Source organism: Pedobacter psychrophilus, assembly GCF_001652725.1.
GTDB lineage: Bacteria > Bacteroidota > Bacteroidia > Sphingobacteriales > Sphingobacteriaceae > Pseudopedobacter > Pseudopedobacter psychrophilus.
In genome coordinates, this window is sequence record NZ_LWHJ01000011.1 from 94,503 (window position 1) to 116,308 (window position 21,806).

Genomic DNA, 21,806 nt, shown 5'->3' on the forward strand with positions numbered 1-21,806 from the left:
TGAATTACAAAAACTCCATCAAACTTTCCAGTTTCATTCCTCTAGATCCTTTTACCAAAACCAAAGCATCGCTTAAATTCTTCTCTTTTAAATAATCGGTAGCTTTTCTGGTAGATTCAAAAAAAACCACGTTTTTTAAATCTTGTTTTTGTTTATAGAAATAATCGCCAATAAAGATAATCTCATTAAAAGGATAGGAAAATGCTTTGGTAATTATGTTTAGATGTTCTAATTCTGTTTCATCACCAAGTTCATACATATCGCCTAAAATCAATATTTTTTTATCCGCTTTTAGCTGATTTATATTTTCTATGGCGACCAACATGCTACTTGGATTGGCATTATAAAAATCACAAACCACAGTATTTTTAATGGTTTTGGTAATTTGTGATCGGTTATTTTGAGGCTGATAATTTTTTATTCCTTTATTAATCTCATCGGGCGAAAGCCCAAAATTTAAGGCAATAGCAATTGCAGCCAAAATATTCTCAAAATTATAAGTACCAGTTAATTGACTTAAAACTTGGTGATTTTCTTTATCTTTATGCTTCCATTTTATTTCTAAATAAGGTTGGTTTGATATCAATTCGCCAGAAACATCATTATCATGACTTTTACCATAATAAATTTTAGATGCTAAATTTCTCTGTTGCACCATTTTAGTTAAAACGTCGCTATCTTTATTGATGAAAGCTGTTCCACTATGTTTCTCCAAAAAATCAAATAGTTCTCCTTTGCCTTTTTTTATGCCTTCTACTCCACCAAAACCTTCTAAATGTGCTTTTCCAATATTGGTAATCAAGCCATAATTTGGTTGGCAAATTTCACAAAGCATCTCAATTTCTTTTTGATGGTTGGCACCCATTTCTATAATCGCTATTTCGTGAGATGCATCGATTTCTAATAAAGTTAATGGAACTCCAATATGATTATTTAGATTACCTGTAGTTGCTAAAGTTTTGAATTTTTGAGAAAGTACACTATTAATCAGCTCTTTGGTGGTAGTTTTTCCGTTAGAACCAGTTAAACCAATTACAGGAATTTTTAATTGCTCTCTATGGTATTTTGCTAATTCTTGTAAAGCAATTAAGGTATCATTTACTAATATATATCTTTCATCTTTTTTATAGATAAGATTATCAATCACCGCGAAAGCTGCCCCTTTTTCTAATGCAGTTTCAGCAAATGAATTAGCATCAAAATTTTCGCCACGTAGTGCAAAAAACAAATTGCCCTCTTTTATTTTACGGGTATCTGTAATTATTTGAGAATGGGCTAAATATATTTGATATAAATCTGAAATATTCATATAAAGTTGATTCGAGGATAGCTAAATTAGTTAATGTTTTTTATTTGATGATAATACGACTTTTATTGGGTGTTAAGTTTCTCAAATCTTTCAAAAATTGTAATTAATATACAAATTTTACTGTTTTTTAGATATAAGTCGGCCTAAATTAAGTAACTCATAATTTTTTATTTAGTTTAGTTATATGAAAAAACCATTACTATTCTTTAGCCTTTTATTCTTTAGTCTAAACTTTTGTTTTTCACAACAAAAGCTAAAAACCCCTTCTCAATTTTTAGGATACGAGTTAGGAACTCATTTTACATTACATTATAAAGTTGTTCAATATTACGAGTATTTAGCAGCTAATTCTAAAAATGTAAAGTTAGAATACTATGGCAAAACTAATGAAGGCCGTGAGTTAATGGTAGCTTTTGTAGCAAATGATGAAAATATAAATAGGTTGGATGATATTAGAAAAAGTAATTTATCCAATGCAGGTATTTTGCAAAACAATTCAATTTCAAATCAGCCTGCTATAGTTTGGTTAAGTTATAATGTACATGGAAATGAGTCTGTTTCTACAGAAGCTTCTATGAAAACCATATATGATTTGTTAGATCCCACGAATCAAAAAACAAAAGAATGGCTAACTAATACCGTTGTAGTAATTGATCCATGTATTAATCCTGATGGAAGAGATCGGTATGTGAATTTTTATAATCCTGTTGCTAATTTAATTCCTAATGTAACATCGTATTCTCGAGAGCATAGAGAGCCTTGGCCAGGTGGACGAGTTAACCATTACTATTTTGATTTGAACCGAGATTGGGCCTGGCAAACGCAAATTGAAACCAAGCAAAGGTTAAAGCTTTATAACAGTTGGTTGCCAGAAGTACACGTAGATTTTCATGAACAAGGAGTAAATGATCCTTATTATTTTGCTCCTGCGGCAGCTCCATTTCACAAAGTAATCACGCCTTGGCAAGTAGAGTTTCAAACCATCATAGGAAAAAACAATGCTAAATATTTTGATGAAAAAGGATGGATGTACTTTACCAAAGAACGTTTTGATCTTCTTTACCCTTCTTACGGCGATACTTATCCAATTTATAGCGGTTCAATTGGGATGACGTTTGAGCAAGGCGGAGGTGGTGTAGCAGGTTTGGCAATATTAAATGAAGAAGGCGATACACTAACTTTAAAAGATAGAATAAACCATCATTATACTACCGGACTTTCTACTATCGAAGCAACCTCTAAGAATGCCCAAAAAGTAGTCTCAGAATTTAAAAAGTTTTATAACGACGGTAAAAATAATCCTACCAGTGAGTATAAAACTTACATTATTAAATCTACAAACAATGCCAACGCTCAAAAACTTGCAGATTTGTTAAAAGCAAACGGTATTGAAGTTGGTTATGGTGTTTCTAAACAATCATCTGGCTATAATTATGTAAATGGTAAAACGGAAAATTTCAGTATAGAAAAAACAGACATAGTGGTGAGTGCTTATCAGCCAAAATCTGTTTTGGCTAATGTACTTTTAGAACCTAAAACTTTTGTAGCAGATTCTAATACGTACGATATTACAGCTTGGGCTTTACCTTATGCTTATGGTTTGCAAGCTTATGCATTAAAGGATGCAATTAAACCTATTAATAATTTGCCTCCTCCGCCTCGACCAGTAGAACCTGAACCAATTGGGAATACTTATGCCTGGATTAGCGAATGGAAATCTGTTGATGATGCAAAATTTCTATCTTCTCTACTCAAAAATAATATAAAAGTGAGGTACACCGAATCTCCTTTTGAAGTAAATGGAAAAAAATATGATGCAGGTTCTTTAATTATTGCAAAAACAAGTAACGAGGGAATGGGCGAAAAGCTAGCGCAAAAATTAATGGAACTGGCAAAAGAAAGCAATCATAATTTAAATAAGATAACCAGTGGTTTTGTAGATAAAGGAGCAGATTTTGGATCTGATAAAATCAGATTTATAAACAAACCTACAGTAGCCGTTTTAGCTGGTGAAGATGTTAGCCCTATCGGCTTTGGTGAAATATGGCATTTCTTTGAACAGGAAATTGCATATCCAATAACAGTAATTAAAACAGATGATTTAGGAAGAGTAAAATGGAATGATATAAATGTATTAATAGTACCAGATGGTTATTATACTGGTTTAGTTAATGATAAAATTATAAATTGGATAAAAGCAGGCGGAAAAATAATCGCTGTTGATGGTGCTTTAAAGTCTTTTGCAGATAAAAAAGATTTTAGCTTAAAGAGCAAAGAAGATAAACCAATAAAAGATGGTAAGGAGGATATTAAAAAGGATCTTTATGCTAATCTAAAAGTTTATGGAAATAGAGAGAGTGAAGATTTGACAAATAATATACCAGGTGCTATCTATAAATTAGAATTAGACAATACAAATCCATTGGCCTTTGGTTATCCAAAATACTATTTTAGCTTAAAGCTTGATACTAATATTTATAATTTTTTAGAAAAAGGGTGGAATGTTGGTTATGTTAAAAAATCTAGTTATGTAAGTGGCTTTACGGGAGCAAAAATAAAACAAAAATTACAAGATGGAACCTTATTTGGAGTAGAAGAATTAGGTAGAGGTTCCGTTGTATACTTAGCCGATGATCCACTATTCCGTAGTTTTTGGGAAAATGGTAAATTACTTTTTAGTAATGCTGTTTTTTTAGTTGGGCAATAGATTTATTAACTTATAAATTTTAAAATGGCTAGTGTTAGTTAAAACTAATACTAGCCATTTAGTTTTAACACGTTTTATAAAATTATTTTGGTTAAGTTATTGCTATTTTATTTAAAATTTTAGATACATAATTTTAATATATGGATTTTAACAACGCTTACAACCTGTTAATAGATAAATTACAAAGATGGTTTGCAGAAACCATTAAGTTACTTCCAAATATTGTTTTAGCGGTAGTCGTATTAATTATAGGGATTTTAATAGCCAAACTTGTTAGGAAATATTCCTATAAAATCATTCAAAAACTATCCTCTATACAAACTATCAATAAGTTATTTTCATCGTTTACTTACATAGTTGTTATCATAATTGCGATGTTTACTGCCCTTAATATTATTGGATTAGATAAAGCAGTAACTACTGTTTTGGCAGGAGCTGGTATATTAGGATTAGCGTTGGCTTTTGCTTTTCAAGATGTTGCAGCTAATTTCATGTCGGGTATTTTCATGTCTTTTAGGCGTCCATTTGATGTTGGAGATTTAGTCACAGTAAATGATAAAATGGGTAGGATAGAGGCGGTGAATCTACGTGATACAACACTCATAACTTTACAAGGGCAAAGATTGATAATACCTAACAAAGATGTTTTTCAAAACGCAATCGAAAATTTTTCTTCAACAGGTAAAAGGCGTTTAGATTTTACTGTTGGTATTTCTTATGGGGATGATTTAGAAAAGGTAAGAAGTTTAGTTAAAGATTGTTTGACCGACTTACTCCAAAGGGATTTAGATAAAGAAGTTGAGGTTTTTTACGATGAATTTGGAGATAGCTCCATCAACTTTAAATTAAGGATTTGGCTTAATTCTGTGCATCAGGCAGATTATTTGAGTGCAAAAAGTGAAGCGATCATATTAATCAAAAAAGCATTTGATAATAATGATATCATGATCCCGTTCCCAATCAGAACATTAGATTTTGGAATTAAAGGAGGAGAGAAACTTTCTGAAATGAAACTGAATTTATTAGATGCTGCAGTTAAAGAGGGTGAAGAGTTAAAAGCAGGATAAATATTTTTTTACTTGCTTTCTGTAATGAATAATTTTTATTTTCAGTAATAATAGTTCGCCTCTAAAATAAGTGGCGAACTTTGTAAACGCATACATTTCACTATGACAAGTTTTCTTTTGTAATAACTTTACACATTTATTTTCTCTATTTCTTTATTATTTGGCACTTTGGTAAAAGGCATTTTGTTAAACTTAATAAAGGTAGTAAACCAACTTCCAAAAGTCCGCCTTATGTACTTAGAATTTGCGAAGTATTTTTTTGTTATTGTCTCAAAGTCTTCAGGCTCTTTCCCTGTCAATTCCTTAACAATGTTTGTAGGTTCAATATTAAAACGGTTCATTCGCATTTGCTTATGATAAAATATAGATTGTATAATAGCGAATTTGTCAAAGCCAAATTCCATACCGCTCATAATACCTGCCTTTAAAAAAAGCCAATCAGGGATGTTAACTTTTAGAATCCTTTTGCCACTAACTTGAGAGAATATTTCTTTCATTTCTTTTGGAGAAATTGATTTGCTACCTGTTATAAAGAGTTTCTGCCCAAAATATGATTCTGGTTTTTTCAATAATTCAACAAGGCATCTGCTCATGTCATCAATGGAAATCCAAGGATTTTTTCCGTTTCCGAAAGGACTTGGCATTAAGCCCAACTGAAGCACATATTCTGCGATTACAAAAGCATTGTCGGCAAAATATACAGGATTAAAATACACTACGTTTAATGCTGACTTTTCTAATAAGTCGTAGCACTTTCTTATGTCAGTTGTCAATGCACTTCCTGTATCATTAAATTCTGCAATAAATTGTCCCATAAAGACAACTGCATTAATTTCTGCTTTGGTAGCTTCTTCAATAAATAGTGTGATATCATTAGCCATTCCTGGTTTATATGGGTAACAATAGTAAACATTTTGAATGTCGGTTAATGCTATGCGAAGCTGTTCCCGATTGTTAAAGTTTCCAATAACTGTTTCTGCTCCAAGTTTTTCTAATTGAGTGGTTTTTTCATTTTTGGAACGAACAAATATTCTAATCTGATAACCTTCTTCCAATAATTGTTTGGCAGTTGCAAATCCTGTTTTTCCGTTTGCTAGAGTGATTAATATTTTACTTTTCATTTTTTATTTGTTTGATTATTATTTAAAATAAGTTGCCTGATACTTGCTAAATGTGAAAATAGAACAATAGGTACAATGCAAGCTGGTAGAAATATAAATGGGAAATGGAGCACAGCAATATTTGGTTGTTCAAAGCCAAATTGTTGAATTTGTGTTGGCGCTGATAGCATTCCGTTTATCATGATATTGAGCAGAAGTCCAATACATAGCACATTCCAGCCGATTAGTATTGACTTGGTCAACTTGGGTTCTACAAATCCGAAATAGTAAACAAAAGGTGCGGTGATGCCTGAAATTATATCAAAATTTCTACCTTCAAAAGTCATAAGTTGAGGCACCGCTTTGGCAATAAAAAGCCAATACAAAATCAGTTCAACAGGAATTCTTATTACGTGAATAATTGTAAGGGATTTCAAATCTAAACTATCAATAAACAGCACACCTCTTTTAGTGGTAAATTGAACAATGGTAAATACCAATGGTGGTAATAAGAGAAATGGAAATCTTGGCGGTATAGAATTGGTTAAAGTATAGAAACCCAAAATTCCAATTACAGATTGAACGGTAATCCAAATAGAGAGAAGCACAATAAATCCTTTAGATTTTTTAGTGGCTCTATAAAACAAATAGAGTGTTGCAAAAATTGTTAAGCTGAAAGCAGCATAAACATAAAAAGGGATATTTTCCATCTGCAAATAAAATTTATTACTGCAAAGGAACACCGAGCAGATTTTATTCTGTACGACAAATGGCGTAAAATAAAATGAGGATTATTTTTTTGTAGAGTTTAACCTTATTCGATTGAGCGTTCGCTCACTAACCCCAAGATAAGAAGCAATATGTTTAAGCTGAGCATACTGAAATATATCCCGATTAGCTTTCATAAGTTGTAAATATCTTTCTTCTGCACTTAGATTTATCATTGCCAATGTTCTTTGTTTATAGGCTACAAACTCAGTAACTATCATTTGTCGTCCAAACTCTCTGAACTCTGGAACAGTGTGAAATAGAGTATTTAATTTTTCAAAAGTTGTGAAGTAACCTATACATTTTGTTAAAGCTTGTATGTTTTCAGTTGATGGATTATGGAGAAAAAAAGAAGATGCATCAAAAACAATTCTTCCTTGTGGATAAAAGTATGTAGTTACTTCGTTTCCATCCGTATCATATGTATATACTCTTAAAAAACCTTCTGAAAGAAAAAAGTAATCACTAATTTTTCCGCTTTTGAGCAAATGATCATTCTTCTCAAAGCTTCTTTCCTCAAATTGGTCAGCAATTTTTAACAATGCTTCTCTATCCACCGAAATATTTGGAATATTCTTTTTGAGAAAATTTAATAAAGACTCTTTCTCCACTTTAAAGACTTTTTTTACGAGAATAATTAAATCAAATCTTAATCTTCAAAATAGCACCAATTGTTAATATACTAGATTTTAAACCGTTTAATTCTTTGATACTTTGTACAGTAACATTTTCAAATCTTTCTGCAATAGAAATAAGTGTATCTCCTGCTTTAACCTTATAAGCCAATAAATCCGATTTTTTTTCAATTGGCTTTTTGACTTCTTCAATAGGTTTATTTACCACCAGCTTTTGTCCGATAGAAATGGTATAGTTTGGTAAATTGTTCCATACCTTAATATCCTGTACTTCTACTCTATAATTATCAGCTATTCTATTAAGGTTTTCACCTTGTTTTACGGTATGAGTTATAGTTTTAAAAGGTTTTGTGGGCTGCTGAATTACATTCACAATTTTAATGCTTTCATCTTCATCAGCATTTAATGCATCAAAAAAGTTTGTATAATCTGTATAAGTTAATTTTGGGATAATTAATCTTTTTGGATTTTCTTTAGTGCCATTAATCAACAGTTTTTTATAAGATGGATTTAGATTTTGGATATCATTAGCTTCCAAATTTAAAGCTGAAGCAATTTTATCAAACGATATAAATTTGTTTACATAAACAGAATCTGTTTTTAAAATATTTTCATTAATGAGTTTAATTTGGGAATGCTTACCATAATAATTCATGATGTAATTTGCAGCTATAAAAGCTGGTACATAGTTTCTAGTTTCGTTTGGCAAATACCCCTGAATTTCCCAAAAACTTCTGGCACCACCAGCTTTCGATATAGCTCTAGTTACATTTCCTTTACCACAATTATAAGATGCCAAAGCCAATAACCAATCGCCAAGTTCGTTATAAGAATCCCTTAAATAAGCTGCCGCGGCATAACTAGCAGCAATTGGATCTTTTCGGTCATCAACATAATTATCAATATTTAAACCATATACCCTACCTGTAGTGTACATAAACTGCCACATACCCGTTGCTCCAACTCGTGAAACCGCCATTGGATTCATGGAAGATTCTATGATTGGTAAATATTTAAATTCCTGAGGAACATGATAGGCCGCTAAGGCTTTCTCGAAAATTGGGAAATAGTATTTACCCAAATTTATCATGTGTCCAACTTCTTCGTTTCTCTTTGTTAAAAAAACATCAATATAGGTTTGTACATAAGAATTATAGTCCATTGGCACTGTTGCGTTCAATGAATCTAAACGGTATTTATAGATTAAATTTGGATTGTATTTAAAAAGCTCTAATTGCAGGTTTAAATTAGCAGGATCAAAAATGGTATCTGTTTTAATTAAATTTTTAATGAGCTTTGCTTCTTTAGCGCTCAGCTTAATCTTTTTTGTGGTATCTAATTTGAATTTTTCTTTTGCCGAGATTGATAAGCTTATTAACAAAATTATACTCGTAATTAAGGCAATTGTTTTTTTCATAATTTCAAATTTTAATCCAAGCTAAAACCAAGAATAAATTAACGATAAAGGTTTTTAGCAAAAGCTAACAAGTTTTCTTCCTTAAATCTTTTTCCTATAACCTGCATTCCTATAGGTAATCCAGCTTTATTTTTTCCTGACGGTATTGATATTGCAGGTAAGCCAGCTAACGAAGCTCCAACGGTAAAAATGTCTGCTAAGTACATTACCACCGGATCAGTTATTTCTTCGCCGATATTAAAAGCGGGAGTAGGAGTGGTAGGAGTGATAATGAAATCATAATTTTCTAAAATATGATCCATTTTTTCTTTAATTAAACGTCTGGCTTTTTGTGCTTTAGAATAATAGGCGTCATAATATCCTGCGCTCAATACAAAAGTGCCTAACATAATTCTTCTTTTAACTTCTTCTCCAAATCCTTCTGATCTAGATTTTTTGTAGGTGCTCATCAAATCTGTAGCATCAGGACTACGATAACCATAATGAACGCCATCATATCTTGCTAAATTAGAGGAAGCTTCCGCCGTAGTTAAAATATAATAGGTAGCAACAACGTAGTCTAAAAACTCAAAAGAAACAGGTTCTACAGTATGACCTTCATCTTTTAATTTCTGTATTTGTGATAATATATTGTCTTTTATTTCAGGGTCTAAACCGTCAGAATGCAAAGTTTCTTCTATATAAGCAATTTTCTTTTTGCTCTTATCATCCAATAGTTTAGAATATTCTGGGACTTTTAAATTCGAAGAAGCAGAATCATGAACATCGTTTCCAGCAATTACTTCCAAAATTAAAGCTGCATCTTCTACAGATTTTGTAATAGGGCCTACCTGATCAAATGAAGAAGCATAAGCAACAACACCATATCGGGAGACTCTTGAATAGGTTGGTTTAAGTCCAACAACGCCGCAAAATGCTGCCGGCTGTCTAATAGAGCCGCCAGTATCAGATGCCAGAGAAGCAAAACATAAATCGGCTTGTACAGCAACGGCAGAACCGCCAGAAGATCCACCAGAAACTTTGGTTTCGTCTGCAAAATTTTTAACAGGACCAAAAAAGCTAGTTTCATTAGATGCTCCCATTGCAAATTCATCACAATTTAGGCGTCCAATGATAATGGCATCTTCTTGCAAAATTCGCTTGGTAACAGTTGCGGAGTATACAGCGTGATAACCTTTTAAGATTTTTGAAGAGGCAGTCATCTCATGGCCTTTAAAAGAAATATTGTCTTTTAAACCAATAATCATCCCAGCTAATTTCCCCGCTGTACCAATATCAATTTTTTTTTGTATTTCTTCTGCTCTTAATAATGCTTCTACTTTAAAAACTTCTAAAAAAGCATTTAGGTGTGCAAATTTTTCTATCCTTTCACAATAATATTCAATAAGGTCAACCACTTTTAACTGACCAGTTTTTAATGCTGATTGTAAATCGGAAAATTTAGTATAGGATTGGATTTTTTCTGTAATCATTATATAAAAGAAAACCTTGAATCCCCGAAATTAAGAATTTCAGCGGTTCAAGGTTAAAAGAATCCTAAATAAATAGGATTTAATTACATATTTCTTGTTTTTTCGTCAGTTTTATCTAATGGCTTTTCGTATTCAGGTTTATCAACGCCACTTTGAGCATCTTTAAATTCCTTAACACCTTTTCCCATTCCTCTCATTAATTCTGGAATCTTTTTTCCGCCAAATAGTAGCAATAAAGCTAATACGATTAAGATAATTTCTGGAGCACCTAAACCCATCTTTTTATTTATTTAAATTGTGTGTATTAATCTTGTTTTTCTTTGCTAGAAGAAACCTCAGTAACTGCTGGTATTGTAATTTCTTCATCTATAATAGAAGAAGTTTCAGTTTCTGAGGGTAATTCCTTTTGAACTATCTCTTCTCTTTTAAGTTCTTCATCAGCAGTAAGCTGATTGATGTTTCTATGAATTTCTCTTTTAACACCATCAGAAGCATCTTTAAATTCTCTAATTCCTTTACCTAAGCCTCTTGCTAATTCTGGTAGCTTTTCTCCACCAAAAAGCAATAATGCAGCAAACATTATTAAAACAACTTCTTGAGTGCCAAGATTTAAAAAAAGTAAAGTATGTAGAAACATTTTTTGTATATGCTAAGCTGATTCAAATATAATTCTTTTATTTACTAAAATGATTAACGAGTTTATAATGATATTAGTTTTAAAATTTTTTTAATTAGGTGCCAACCAATATTTTGGATCTTGTTCTTCCCTTGATTTGTAGATATGAAATTCTATTTCTGCTTGTCCATCAGCTGTTCCCAATGATTGTTTTGTACTTACTTTTTGTCCTTTAGAAACATTTACCGAAGCTAAATTTTTATAAGCAGTAAAAAACTCACCATGTTTTACAATCACTACAGTTGATCCCACGATATCAATTACTGTTGTAACCTGACCTTCAAAAACAGAACGAACCGAAGAACCTGGGTTTGTTTTAATGATCCAACCAGTATTATCAACTACAACGTTCACGCCAATTTTTTGTCGACCTGCAAATTGTGTTACCACACCGTTTGCAACAGGCCATGGTAGTCTACCACGATTGCTTACAAAATCTGCAGATAATTTTGCGGCTTCTGGAGTAGTATTTAAAACAGAACCGGTTTTAGCTGCTGGTGCTTCTTTACCTGCGGCTTTAGCTTTTGCTGCAGCAATTCTCGCTTCTTCTTCTGCCTTTATCCTTGCAATTTCTATTTCTTTTGCAATTGCTTGCCTAATGGCTCTATCCAATTGCTGTGCATCCCTTTGCTTTTTTGCTAAGTCTTGTTTTAATTTTTTTTCTTGGGATGTCAAGCTATTTACAGCCTTTGCTTGTTTATCTTGGGCAGAGCCTAAAGTTGTTTTTTCCTTTTCCTGATCGTTTAAAAGGTGATCTTTATCTAATTTATTTCTATTTAACTGAGATATTTTACCTTTTATAGAGCTTTGGGTATCTTCAATATATCTCGCTTGCTTCTGTCTGTATTCGCCAAATTGTTGCAAATATTTCATCCGCTTGTAGGCTTGATTAAAATCTTTGGCTGCAAAGATGTACATCAATTTACTGTAAGAACCTTGATTTTTTTGTGCAAACCTGATCATGGCCGCATAATCTGATTTTAATTGAGCAAGCTGAGACTGTAAAGACCTTACCTGATTAACATTTTCGTTTATTTGGCCATCAAGTAAACGAATTTCAGAATTGATGGTGTTTATTTTTTCTTCTTTTAAGCGGATTTGGGCTCTCAAAAGATTCAATTGTTTTAAAGTAACCTTTTTATCTTTTGCAGTTTTATTTAAGATATTATTGGTCATTTCAATATCTTTATTTAATTGAGCTTTTCTCTTTTCCAGTTCAGATCTTGATTGCGAAAAAGCATGAACTCCAAAAAATACCAGTAAGAGAATTAAAATAGATTTGAAATACTTCATTTTGGCAAAGGTATTTATTTTACTCAATCAGTGAAAATCTTTTAGGCACATTAAAGGGAAATTCTACAGGTTGGTCAATAAATGTTTTATCATAATCCATTATCAACTTCACATTTTTATCCTTTGCAATAGAAGTTAAAGAAATTGTTTTAGCAAATATTTGATTTAAGATTTCTTGAAAAGCGGTAATATTTACCTCTAATTTTTGTTGATTAATCTCTGAAATTAAAACAGTTGATTGAGGCTTTAATAATTGATTTAAACCTATTTGGTAAACCATCTGATTGGTTTGTCCGGTTATAGTGGTAATATTTTCTTTTTGGTTTATAGCAATATTATCATTTAATACAAAAGGTAAACAATTGCCTACTAATACAGCTTCTAAGGCATTATAATCAATCTCGTTATTGCTGAATTTATGAATATAGTCAAACTGCTTTTTAATGTATTCGTTATTTATACGATCCATAATTTTTAAACTGTCTGGGGTAATCATTGCTCTTGCTACTTCTACACCTGCGATATAGGTGATAGATGCCCAGATTGCTTCTCCTTTTTTAATTCTGATGTTAAGCGTAACATCAAAATTTTTATCGTTTATGGTAAGGTTTGTAGCTGCTTTTGTTGAAAATGTATTAAATGTTGCTTGTTTAGCCTCAATTTTAGAAAAGTTAGCTTTTACAATTTTATTATTAGTAGGTGGGACTGCAATAATGTTTTTTTTCGATTTACAGGAGAAAAGAAAAGCGACACAAAAAAGGAAGATTATTTTACTCAATATATTTTTTTTCATTAATTTTTTTCTGAAGGAGATCATTGTTACTGTTTATTTGCAAACTTTTTTTCCAGTTGATTAAAGCATTATTTACATCGCCTTGCTTAAATAAAATATCTCCTAAATGTTCAAACTGAGTTGCACTATTTGGATTGTTCTTAATTGCTTTCTGCATCCAATCTTTTGCAGCATCATACTTTTTTAATTTGAAAAGTATCCAGGCGTAAGTGTCTTCAAAAGCTGCATTATTGGGTTCTAACTGATTTGATAAATCCGACATTTTCTCGGCTTTAGCCAAATCTTCATTCCTTAACGATAAATAGTAAGCATAATTATTTAAGGTATAAGTGTTTTTTGGCTCAATGATTAATGCCTCATTGTAAGCGATAACAGATTCTTTATATTTTTTTTCTGCTTGATAAGCATCTCCAAGCCCGCTAAATATTTGGGCTTTTATCCCTAAATTATCAATATCAAAATTAAGTGCATTGTTAAAATAGCTAATGGCTTTTTTTGCATTTCCCTCTTGTAAATAGCCAAAACCCGTATAAAAATATAAGGCATATTGATTTGGGAAATAAGATAATGCTTCCTCGCCTTTGGCAATTAATAATTTGCCATCATTTAAAAATAGCTGAATTCTTAATAGCTGATCCCATATAGCGTAGATGTTTTTATTTAATTCTAACGCCTTTTCGTATTGGGTTTGCGCAGGTTTATAATCTTGTTTTTGGTAAAGAACATCACCATATAAAGAAAATGATTTTGGGTCTATGGAATGAACTTGGGTAAGGATTAATGAAAGTTCTTCCGCTCTATTTAAAGCAGTTGGGTTAGGAAAAGCATCAAAATATTTAATGATTATTTTAACCTTTTGGTCGATGTTTAAACTTTCTTGCTTGAATGCTGCTTTAATCTCTTCATAAGCTTGTTCTGGTTTTTTCTGTGATTCTAATATTTGCGCAATCGCAATTCTTGTGAAAGGATTGTTTTCATCAAGCTCTTTTGCTTTTTGGTAAACAGTCAGAGCTTCATCTGTCATTTGATTTGAAAAGTATAAATCGCCTAAAAAAAGATAATATCTAACATCTGATGGATTATTCTTTATAAGCTGTTCCAAATCGGCGGAAGCCTTGGTAATATTTCCCTTTTTTAAATAAATGCGTTGCCTGCCTTGTAAAACTTGATCTGTTAAACCTACTTTTTGCTCTAATTTATTATAAAGCGTTAAAGATTCATCAGGTTTACCCATCATAAAAAGCGCATTTGCCTTATCAAATTGGTATTCTATTTTATCTGGAGCTAGTTTTACTAATTCATTTAATGCATAATCTAATAATAGAAAATCTTGCTGTTGCTGATAAATATTAGCGTTTAATAGCCAATACCATTCGTTATCGGTTTTTATGGTAACCGCTTTTTGAGCAAAATTTTTAGCTTGTGTTAAATCTCCTTTTTTAAAATAAATAAGCGCTAGTTCATAAAAAGCATTATGGTTAGCGGGATCTATTTGTAATATTTGATTAAAATAGTCTACAGCTAAGGTTTGATTTTGAACTACTTTTTCTCTTAAACCCGAGTAAAAAAGTTGGGTTACTTTATTGCTATCTTCGGTACTAAGTTGTTTACCGCTAACAATAACGATTTCTTGTTTAGGAGTTTTGTTTTTTTGTGCTAAAACAGAAAATCCGGATAGGAAAAATAAATAAAATAGGATTTTCTGTTTGCTCATATTATTATTTAATGCCAGTATGTCCGTAACCACCAGCACCACGCACTGTTTCAGATAAAGATTCTACTGCTATAAATTCTACAGTTTCATGCTTTGCAATTATCATTTGTGCAATGCGTTCCCCATCTTTTATGGTAAAGTCTTCATTAGATAAATTAACCAGCAGTATTCCTATTTCACCACGATAATCTGCATCAATAGTTCCTGGTGAGTTTACAATACTGATTCCATGTTTATAAGCTAAACCGCTTCGTGGTCTAATTTGCGCTTCGTAGCCTAATGGTAACTCAATGGATAAACCAGTAGGAATTAACTTCCTCTCTAAGGGTTTTAAAACCACTTCCTCGTTTAAGTTTGCCCTTAAATCCATGCCGGCAGATGCTTCTGTGCTGTAACTTGGTAGTGGGTGTTTTGATTTATTGATGATATTAATCTTCATAAATTGGCTATTATTTTTTTGATTTGATGGCGTTCTGTATATAAAATTATTAATCCAAAAAGGATAAACAAAATGTTTCCGATAATTAAATCTCTTTTAAAATAAACATAAGAAAACCAGACAACAATAACAGAACTTAAAAGGTAAATTACATTTCTTTTTAAATGATAAGGAATGGCGTAATTCTTTTGTCCGAGGATGTACGATAAAATCATCATGCTGGTGTAAGCAGTTAAAGAAACCCAAGCAGAAGCCATATATCCATAAAATGGGATAAAAATAAGGTTTAACACAATGGTGATAATTGCTCCAACGCCAGAAATATATAAACCATATCTTGTTTGATCGGATAATTTATACCAAATAGAGAGATTCATGTAAATGCCTAAACTTACATAACCAAATAATAAAATGGGCACCACATCTAAACCAACCCAGTAAGACTCATTACGGATAAAATGTTTTAGAATTTCTATGTTGGCCACAATCCCAACAAATATTAAGGTAATGATCATCACAAAATAATTCATGATGGTGGCATAAGTTTGTTTGGCGTTCTCATTTTTGGCATGAGAAAAGAAAAAAGGCTCGGCACCTAGCCTAAACGCATTGATAAAAATGCTGAGGAAAATAGCAATCTTACCGCAAGCACCATAAATACCAACTTGTGATTGACTAATAGAATTAGGCAACAAACGACCTAAAAATATTTTATCTAAGTTTTCATTTACGATGAAGGATAAATTAGCCACAAATATTGGCAGGCTATACAACATCATTTCTGCCAGTAATTTCTTATCAAGCTTTAACTGAACTTTTAACAGCTCTGGTAATAATAGTATCAAGGTTAAAAAACTTGCAATAAGGTTTGATATAAAAACGTAACCAATCCATTTTTCTTGATACCAGCTTCTAAAAAAATCTGCAAGAGGAAAATGATTTTTTATTACGAAGGGAATTACGAAAATGAAAAATAGATTTAAAGATATAAAAGTTAAGATGTTAATGATTTTCAAAACCGAATATCTGCCCGGTTTTCCATCTGCTCTTAATCTTGCAAAAGGGACGACACTTAAGGCATCAATCACTAACATAAAGCTAAAAAACTTAACGTATAAAACGTAATCTACTAGTGGTGTGTTTGTTGCGTCTTTTAACCAAACTGCTATTGGGTTTACAAAAGCCAAAATTGTAAATAGAAAAACAGCACTTATAAAAGCAATCATCATAAAAGTATTGCTATAAATCGTTTCTTTTTGACCTTCTTTCTTATTTAGATACCTAAAAAAAGTAGTCTCCATACCAAAAGACAATAAAGGATTTAAAATAGAGGCATAGCTATACATCTCTGTGAAAATGCCATAAACCTTAAGTGGATAAACTTTGGTATAAATGGGTGTTAAAAAGAAATTTAAGATACGAGAAGCTATGGTACTTATGCCATAAATAGCTGTTTGGCCCGCAAACTTTTTTATTGTCGACAATATTATTTCTTTAGGATATTAAAATTTTGATGATTTTTCACTTCAATTTCTTCAACAATGGTTTGATCAACTTTGGCATCATCAGGGCCATATTTACACCAATCTAAAAAATCGTTCATAAAAAAATCTTCGCCCTCTGCTTCTATCAAAACAGAACCGTCTTTTAAATTTTTTACAAAACCCTTTATTCCTATTTGATCTGCAACAGCCTTTGTACTTGCCCTATAGAAAACACCTTGAACCCTGCCAAATACTTGAATTTTTAATGCTTTCATTTTCTTTAAAGCTTTTTTGAGCGATAATTTAGATTTCAAAAATAGGTTTTTTAAAAGATAGGATATACTAACTGATAAATTAAATCAACTTTTTCAGTGTTGTTTTATCTGTGATTTCACCATTTTTTAAATTTTGCAGTAAATTTAATCCAGGAGTTTTTCCTACTTCAATACTTCCAAAATCGGTTTCTAATCCAAGAAATTGAGCACCGTTTATAGTTGCCCATTTTAAAATATCTGCGGTGGTAAAAGATTTTGTGTTTTTTACTAAAACCTTTATCTCGCTTAAAATATCTAAAACATCATTAGAAGCTAGACTATCAGTACCAATTGTAATTGGATAGTTGGTGTGTTTAAAAAAATCGATTTTCGGCAAAGTGTTCTCAATATATAGATTGGCATTTGGGCAAAAACACCAGAATAAATCTAATTCAAAGCGTTTTGTGAGATAAATATCTTTTAAACAAGTAAAGGTATTGTGTACAAATAAAATCTTTTGGTTTTTTGGCAAAAATGGAAGAATAGCTTGAATGGAGTTTTTAGATTGCGCTTTAAAAGTTTCTGCATTGATATTTAAATCTTTAAAAAAATCTAAAAATGCGCCTTTTTTACCCTTATAAAGTTCGGCTTCAGCTTCACATTCTTGTAAATGAATGGCTATTTTATTCTCGTTATTCTTACAATATCTTTTTAATTCTTTTAACAATTCTTTAGAGATAGAATAAGGAGCGTGAACAGTTATGGATGTTGGAGTCTTAAATTGAGCTTTTAAATCAATTGCATTTTTTATAATTTCTTGTGCTTTGTAAGCATCAAGTCCAATCATTTCTATAAATGTGTGGTATTTAATTTTACTTTTTTGCTTAATTTCTGCCGATATAGATTGGTTAGAAATATCCCCAACAGCAACAATACCATTTTGCCACATTTGTTCATCGGCTTTTTTCATAGCTTCATGAATTACATCTTCATGAAAGTTTCTGGTATAAATTACATCTTTAATAAAAGAAATTAAACCTTGTTGTTTCTTTATTTTTTGATGAAGATGAGAAAGTTCTAAATGGCAATGAGTATTTATAAATCCGGGAGTAATGATCCCATCATATCTTTCAATATGTGGGTCTAAAGAAATTTTTTCATCGGTTATGGCTAAAATTTTTCCATCATCGTTGGTTACAACAATCCCATTTGGTATGATATTGCCAGTAATTGTATAAATAAAATCTGCACTAAAGCGTCGCATCAATTAAAAAAGCATTTAAAATTTAATGATTTACCCTTAACATTGTTTCAAAGCTATCCAATTTTTAAACTTACCATTTTTAACAAAAAACTGTCAATTTATTCATCATAAATTTTAAAAATTTTACGTCCAATTTAATAATGCTAATTTTACAACCGCTTTATGGAAGACATTGTTAAAAAGGATATTAGGAGTTTAGATCTTAAACAGCTGAAAGAAGTTTTTACCCAGATGGGCGAAAAGTCTTTCAGAGCTACTCAAGTTTATGAATGGTTATGGAAAAAATCTGCTTTAAATTTTGACGAGATGAGCAATCTTTCTAAAGATTTGAGAGAGAATTTAAAAAATCATTTTGTTATAAACGCAGTAAAAATCAACAGTTCTCAATTTAGCGCTGATAAAACAATAAAAAATACTTTTAAACTTTATGATACCCATTTAATTGAAGGCGTTTTAATCCCGACAACCGAAAGAATGACCGCATGCGTATCATCACAGGTGGGTTGTAGCTTAACTTGTAAGTTTTGCGCCACAGGTTATATGGAGCGAAAAAGGAATTTGAATGCCGATGAAATTTATGACCAAGTGGTTTTGATTAATAATCAAGCTATCGAAAATTATGGAATCCCACTTTCAAATATTGTTTATATGGGGATGGGAGAGCCGCTTTTAAATTATACAAATGTTTTAAAATCTATTGACAGAATTACCGCTGAAGATGGATTAAATATGGCATCGAAACGAATTACTGTTTCTACTGCCGGTATTGCTAAAATGATTAAAAAATTAGGTGATGATGAGGTAAAATTCAATTTAGCTTTATCTCTTCACGCTGCTAATGATGCTAAACGAAATGAGATAATGCCAATAAATGAGCAAAATTCTTTATCCGCTTTAGCCGAAGCTTTAAAGTACTATTTCGCCAAAACTAAAAATCCTGTTACTTATGAATATATTATTTTTGATGGTGTTAATGATAGTTTAACCGATGCAATGGACTTGGCAAAGTTTTGTAAACACGTTCCTTGTAAAGTAAATATCATAGAATATAACCCAATTTCTTTTGCAGATTTCACCAATGCCGATGTTGATAAAACAGAGATTTTTGCCAATTATTTAAAGAAACAAGGCATCAACACACATATAAGAAGGAGTAGAGGGAAAGATATTGATGCAGCTTGTGGGCAATTAGCCGTTAAAGAAAGTAATTAGTAAAAGATGGCCGCATCAATTAAACAGTTTTTTAAAGATTTTGATGCGCTATTTTTTCCAAATATCTGTCAGGCTTGCGGCGGTTCATTAGTGCAACATGAAAACAGCTTTTGCACCATTTGTTTGCACCAATTACCTTATACCAATTATCACTTAATCCCAGATAATAAATTGGCAAAGCAGTTCTGGGGAAGGATAAAAATCCAATCTGCGGCAGCTTTTTTATATTTTAACAAGGCTGGTAAAGTACAAAATATCATGCATCAGCTTAAATATAATAACCAGCCAAAAGTAGGGGTAGAGCTTGGGAAATTGTATGGAAAGGAGTTGGTCAAAGAAATTCATTATACCCAAATTGATGGAATTATTCCTGTTCCCCTGCATCCTAAAAAATTTAAGAAAAGAGGTTATAACCAAAGTGAACAATTTGCAAATGGTTTATCAGAAACTTTAAAAATTCCCGTTTTCAGTGATATTTTAATTAGGGATTTAGAAAAGGAAAGTCAGACTGGTAAATCACGAAGTTTACGTTTTGATAATATGGAGGCAGTTTTTAAAGTACAATCAAATCATCCAAAATTAAATAATGTGCTTTTGGTTGATGATACTATTACAACAGGAGCAACTTTAGAAACTTGTGCTGCGGTTTTGCAAAACAGCGGAATAGAAAATATAAATATTTTAGGCCTTGCTTTCACAGAATAGTTAAATTAATCCATATTTGTGTCGATGAAAAATTCAGTTTTAGCAGTTTTAATTTTAAGTTTTATGATTTTTTCTTGTAGAAAGGATGATAAAATTGACACTAGTCCTGATTTGAAACTTCAATTTTCTACAGATTCTTTGTTATTTGATACAGTTTTTACAAGCAGCGGAACCACTAACAGGGTTCTTAAAATTTTCAATTATAATAAAAATAGCGTTTTAGTTACTAGTTTAAAATTAGCAGGTGGTACTGCATCATCGTTTAAAATAAATATTAATGGCGTTGCCGCCGATGCCTTAGAAAACATCAAGATAAGAGGAAATGATTCTATTTATGTTTTTGTGAAAGCATTCATCAATCCAAATAGTGTTAATTCTCCCTTTTTGGTAGAGGATGAATTGCAGATAAATATAAATGGTAATCAGCAAAAAATACCAATTGCCGCATATGGCCAAAATGCTGTTTATTTAAATAAAGCAGAAATAAATAACAATACCACATTTTTAAAAGGAAAGCCATATATAATTTATGATTATGCAATAGTAAACCCGAATGTTGTTTTAACGGTTAATCCTGGAGCTAGAATTTATTTTCATAAAGATGCCAAGCTTTTTATCTCAGGGACATTAAATGCCACGGGAACTTTAACAGATAGCATCACTTTTACAAGCGATAGAACAGAAAGAATTTATGATGATGAACCTGGACAATGGGAAGGTTTACATTTTTTAAGACCAAGCATCAACAATAAAATTAATTTTGCGGTTGTAAAAAATGCTTTGGCAGGCATCAGGGTAGATTCTTTGAGTAATAATACTAATCCCAAATTATTAATCACCAACTCTATCATTAAAAATCATGAGGTAGCTGGAGTTTTAGGATATACAGCCAGTATCACCGCAATTAATAATTTAATTTATAATTGTGGTCAATATTTAATGATAGGTTTATATGGTGGTGATTATAATTTTTACCAAAATACTTTGGCAAATTTCAATTTCAACTTTCCACGTAAAACACCTTCCGTTTATTTTAGCGATAATTTAAATGGCGATGCAAATAAAATTTATGCTTTAAAAGCTCAATTTTTTAACAACATCATTTATGGAAGCTTACAAAAAGAACTGGATTTTGATAAAAAAGGAAATCTGGCTTTTGTAACTGATTTCCAAAACAATGATATTAAAACTGATAAGCCAGATTTAGGTCCAATTAATATTTATAATGAAGATCCTTTGTTCTTAAATAGCAGGAGAGAAAATTATCAAATCCCATCAAATAGTGGAATTCATGGAAAGGGAAAAGATTTAAGTACAAATATTTATTTTAATGATTATTTAAATAAAGATTTAACGGGCAAAACAAGGGTTTTTCCCTCATCATTAGGTTGTTACGAAAAATAAAAATATTTTCATTTTTTATGTAACCTTAGTAGATAAGCTTACGTAAAAATATTCGAGAGCGTTAATTTAGATTAGAGAAGGCGGAGTTCATAA

At 31.4% G+C, this 21,806-nt stretch carries 20 protein-coding genes; 5 read left to right on the forward strand and 15 right to left on the reverse strand.

What is annotated here, in order from left to right; translation table 11 throughout:
- Window positions 1–4: 4 nt before the first annotated feature.
- Entirely contained in the window at window positions 5–1,309 is a 1,305-nt protein-coding gene (locus A5893_RS00850) for a UDP-N-acetylmuramoyl-tripeptide--D-alanyl-D-alanine ligase (protein WP_068820643.1), read from the reverse strand.
- A gap of 184 nt (window positions 1,310–1,493) precedes the next feature.
- Between A5893_RS00850 and A5893_RS00855 the strand changes: the two genes are divergently transcribed.
- Together A5893_RS00855 and A5893_RS00860 are read left to right on the forward strand one after the other, a co-directional pair.
- Complete coding sequence (locus A5893_RS00855) at window positions 1,494–4,016, forward strand: M14 family metallopeptidase (RefSeq protein WP_068820644.1); 2,523 nt, start codon at window positions 1,494–1,496, stop codon at window positions 4,014–4,016.
- Window positions 4,017–4,156: 140 nt separating this feature from the next.
- The gene (locus tag A5893_RS00860) at window positions 4,157–5,083 is read left to right on the forward strand and encodes a mechanosensitive ion channel family protein (RefSeq protein WP_068820645.1); all 927 of its coding nucleotides are present in this window, start codon (window positions 4,157–4,159) and stop codon (window positions 5,081–5,083) included.
- Window positions 5,084–5,211: 128 nt separating this feature from the next.
- On the opposite strand, the gene A5893_RS00865 is transcribed toward A5893_RS00860, so the two are convergent.
- The 14 genes from A5893_RS00865 to A5893_RS00930 form a co-directional block, all read right to left on the reverse strand.
- Complete coding sequence (locus A5893_RS00865) at window positions 5,212–6,204, reverse strand: SDR family oxidoreductase (RefSeq protein WP_068820646.1); 993 nt, start codon at window positions 6,202–6,204, stop codon at window positions 5,212–5,214.
- The gene (locus A5893_RS00870) at window positions 6,201–6,893 is read right to left on the reverse strand and encodes a hypothetical protein (protein ID WP_068820647.1); all 693 of its coding nucleotides are present in this window, start codon (window positions 6,891–6,893) and stop codon (window positions 6,201–6,203) included. The genes A5893_RS00865 and A5893_RS00870 overlap by 4 nt, the downstream gene beginning before the upstream one ends.
- 81 nt (window positions 6,894–6,974) lie before the next feature.
- On the reverse strand, window positions 6,975–7,562 hold the full coding sequence (locus A5893_RS00875) for a Crp/Fnr family transcriptional regulator (RefSeq protein WP_068820648.1): 588 nt from the start codon (window positions 7,560–7,562) through the stop codon (window positions 6,975–6,977).
- Window positions 7,563–7,593: 31 nt separating this feature from the next.
- Window positions 7,594–9,003 carry a transglycosylase SLT domain-containing protein gene (locus tag A5893_RS00880; RefSeq protein ID WP_068820649.1) on the reverse strand — a complete coding sequence of 470 codons (1,410 nt, stop codon included), beginning with the start codon at window positions 9,001–9,003 and terminating at the stop codon, window positions 7,594–7,596.
- 38 nt (window positions 9,004–9,041) lie between these two features.
- Complete coding sequence (gatA, locus tag A5893_RS00885; RefSeq protein WP_068820650.1) at window positions 9,042–10,475, reverse strand: Asp-tRNA(Asn)/Glu-tRNA(Gln) amidotransferase subunit GatA; 1,434 nt, start codon at window positions 10,473–10,475, stop codon at window positions 9,042–9,044.
- An 83-nt stretch (window positions 10,476–10,558) separates the two neighbouring features.
- Window positions 10,559–10,753 carry a twin-arginine translocase TatA/TatE family subunit gene (gene tatA / locus A5893_RS00890; protein WP_068820651.1) on the reverse strand — a complete coding sequence of 65 codons (195 nt, stop codon included), beginning with the start codon at window positions 10,751–10,753 and terminating at the stop codon, window positions 10,559–10,561.
- A 26-nt stretch (window positions 10,754–10,779) separates the two neighbouring features.
- Entirely contained in the window at window positions 10,780–11,112 is a 333-nt protein-coding gene (locus A5893_RS18220; protein WP_068820652.1) for a Sec-independent protein translocase subunit TatA/TatB, read from the reverse strand.
- Between the two features lie 90 nt (window positions 11,113–11,202).
- Window positions 11,203–12,444: a murein hydrolase activator EnvC family protein gene (locus A5893_RS00900; RefSeq protein WP_068820653.1), complete on the reverse strand. Its 1,242-nt coding sequence runs from the start codon at window positions 12,442–12,444 to the stop codon at window positions 11,203–11,205.
- A 19-nt stretch (window positions 12,445–12,463) separates the two neighbouring features.
- Window positions 12,464–13,237, reverse strand: coding sequence for a DUF4292 domain-containing protein (locus A5893_RS00905; protein WP_157687336.1), 774 nt, complete (start codon window positions 13,235–13,237; stop codon window positions 12,464–12,466).
- The gene (locus A5893_RS00910) at window positions 13,215–14,951 is read right to left on the reverse strand and encodes a tetratricopeptide repeat protein (RefSeq protein ID WP_068820655.1); all 1,737 of its coding nucleotides are present in this window, start codon (window positions 14,949–14,951) and stop codon (window positions 13,215–13,217) included. Before A5893_RS00910 ends, A5893_RS00905 begins: the two co-directional genes overlap by 23 nt.
- A 4-nt stretch (window positions 14,952–14,955) precedes the next feature.
- Window positions 14,956–15,390 (reverse strand): dUTP diphosphatase, encoded by a 435-nt coding sequence (gene dut, locus A5893_RS00915; protein ID WP_068820656.1) that lies wholly within the window; start codon window positions 15,388–15,390, stop codon window positions 14,956–14,958.
- Entirely contained in the window at window positions 15,387–16,874 is a 1,488-nt protein-coding gene (locus A5893_RS00920) for a lipopolysaccharide biosynthesis protein (RefSeq protein WP_082911265.1), read from the reverse strand. The genes dut and A5893_RS00920 overlap by 4 nt, the downstream gene beginning before the upstream one ends.
- A gap of 2 nt (window positions 16,875–16,876) precedes the next feature.
- Window positions 16,877–17,149, reverse strand: a complete 273-nt coding sequence (locus A5893_RS00925; protein WP_068820657.1) for an acylphosphatase — start codon at window positions 17,147–17,149, stop codon at window positions 16,877–16,879.
- Between the two features lie 79 nt (window positions 17,150–17,228).
- Window positions 17,229–18,392 (reverse strand): amidohydrolase family protein, encoded by a 1,164-nt coding sequence (locus tag A5893_RS00930; RefSeq protein ID WP_082911266.1) that lies wholly within the window; start codon window positions 18,390–18,392, stop codon window positions 17,229–17,231.
- Window positions 18,393–18,554: 162 nt separating this feature from the next.
- Between A5893_RS00930 and rlmN the strand changes: the two genes are divergently transcribed.
- From rlmN to A5893_RS00945, 3 genes are read left to right on the forward strand one after another with little or no spacing between them, the layout of a single operon-like run.
- A complete protein-coding gene (gene rlmN / locus A5893_RS00935; RefSeq protein ID WP_068820659.1) occupies window positions 18,555–19,604 on the forward strand; it encodes a 23S rRNA (adenine(2503)-C(2))-methyltransferase RlmN in 1,050 nt (349 codons plus the stop codon).
- A gap of 6 nt (window positions 19,605–19,610) precedes the next feature.
- Entirely contained in the window at window positions 19,611–20,309 is a 699-nt protein-coding gene (locus A5893_RS00940; protein WP_068820660.1) for a ComF family protein, read from the forward strand.
- 24 nt (window positions 20,310–20,333) lie between these two features.
- Window positions 20,334–21,713, forward strand: coding sequence for a hypothetical protein (locus tag A5893_RS00945; RefSeq protein WP_068820661.1), 1,380 nt, complete (start codon window positions 20,334–20,336; stop codon window positions 21,711–21,713).
- Window positions 21,714–21,806 lie beyond the last annotated feature (93 nt).

Excerpts from the sequence above, each read along its gene's own strand:
- A5893_RS00850 (WP_068820643.1), bottom strand. The coding sequence starts at position 1,309 with ATGAATATTTCAGATTTATATCAAATATATTTAGCCCATTCTCAAATA.
- A5893_RS00855 (WP_068820644.1), top strand. The coding sequence starts at position 1,494 with ATGAAAAAACCATTACTATTCTTTAGCCTTTTATTCTTTAGTCTAAAC.
- A5893_RS00860 (WP_068820645.1), top strand. The coding sequence starts at position 4,157 with ATGGATTTTAACAACGCTTACAACCTGTTAATAGATAAATTACAAAGA.
- A5893_RS00865 (WP_068820646.1), bottom strand. The coding sequence starts at position 6,204 with ATGAAAAGTAAAATATTAATCACTCTAGCAAACGGAAAAACAGGATTT.
- A5893_RS00870 (WP_068820647.1), bottom strand. The coding sequence starts at position 6,893 with ATGGAAAATATCCCTTTTTATGTTTATGCTGCTTTCAGCTTAACAATT.
- A5893_RS00880 (WP_068820649.1), bottom strand. The coding sequence starts at position 9,003 with ATGAAAAAAACAATTGCCTTAATTACGAGTATAATTTTGTTAATAAGC.
- gatA (WP_068820650.1), bottom strand. The coding sequence starts at position 10,475 with ATGATTACAGAAAAAATCCAATCCTATACTAAATTTTCCGATTTACAA.
- tatA (WP_068820651.1), bottom strand. The coding sequence starts at position 10,753 with ATGGGTTTAGGTGCTCCAGAAATTATCTTAATCGTATTAGCTTTATTG.
- A5893_RS18220 (WP_068820652.1), bottom strand. The coding sequence starts at position 11,112 with ATGTTTCTACATACTTTACTTTTTTTAAATCTTGGCACTCAAGAAGTT.
- A5893_RS00900 (WP_068820653.1), bottom strand. The coding sequence starts at position 12,444 with ATGAAGTATTTCAAATCTATTTTAATTCTCTTACTGGTATTTTTTGGA.
- A5893_RS00905 (WP_157687336.1), bottom strand. The coding sequence starts at position 13,237 with ATGAAAAAAAATATATTGAGTAAAATAATCTTCCTTTTTTGTGTCGCT.
- A5893_RS00910 (WP_068820655.1), bottom strand. The coding sequence starts at position 14,951 with ATGAGCAAACAGAAAATCCTATTTTATTTATTTTTCCTATCCGGATTT.
- dut (WP_068820656.1), bottom strand. The coding sequence starts at position 15,390 with ATGAAGATTAATATCATCAATAAATCAAAACACCCACTACCAAGTTAC.
- A5893_RS00925 (WP_068820657.1), bottom strand. The coding sequence starts at position 17,149 with ATGAAAGCATTAAAAATTCAAGTATTTGGCAGGGTTCAAGGTGTTTTC.
- A5893_RS00930 (WP_082911266.1), bottom strand. The coding sequence starts at position 18,392 with ATGCGACGCTTTAGTGCAGATTTTATTTATACAATTACTGGCAATATC.
- rlmN (WP_068820659.1), top strand. The coding sequence starts at position 18,555 with ATGGAAGACATTGTTAAAAAGGATATTAGGAGTTTAGATCTTAAACAG.
- A5893_RS00940 (WP_068820660.1), top strand. The coding sequence starts at position 19,611 with ATGGCCGCATCAATTAAACAGTTTTTTAAAGATTTTGATGCGCTATTT.
- A5893_RS00945 (WP_068820661.1), top strand. The coding sequence starts at position 20,334 with ATGAAAAATTCAGTTTTAGCAGTTTTAATTTTAAGTTTTATGATTTTT.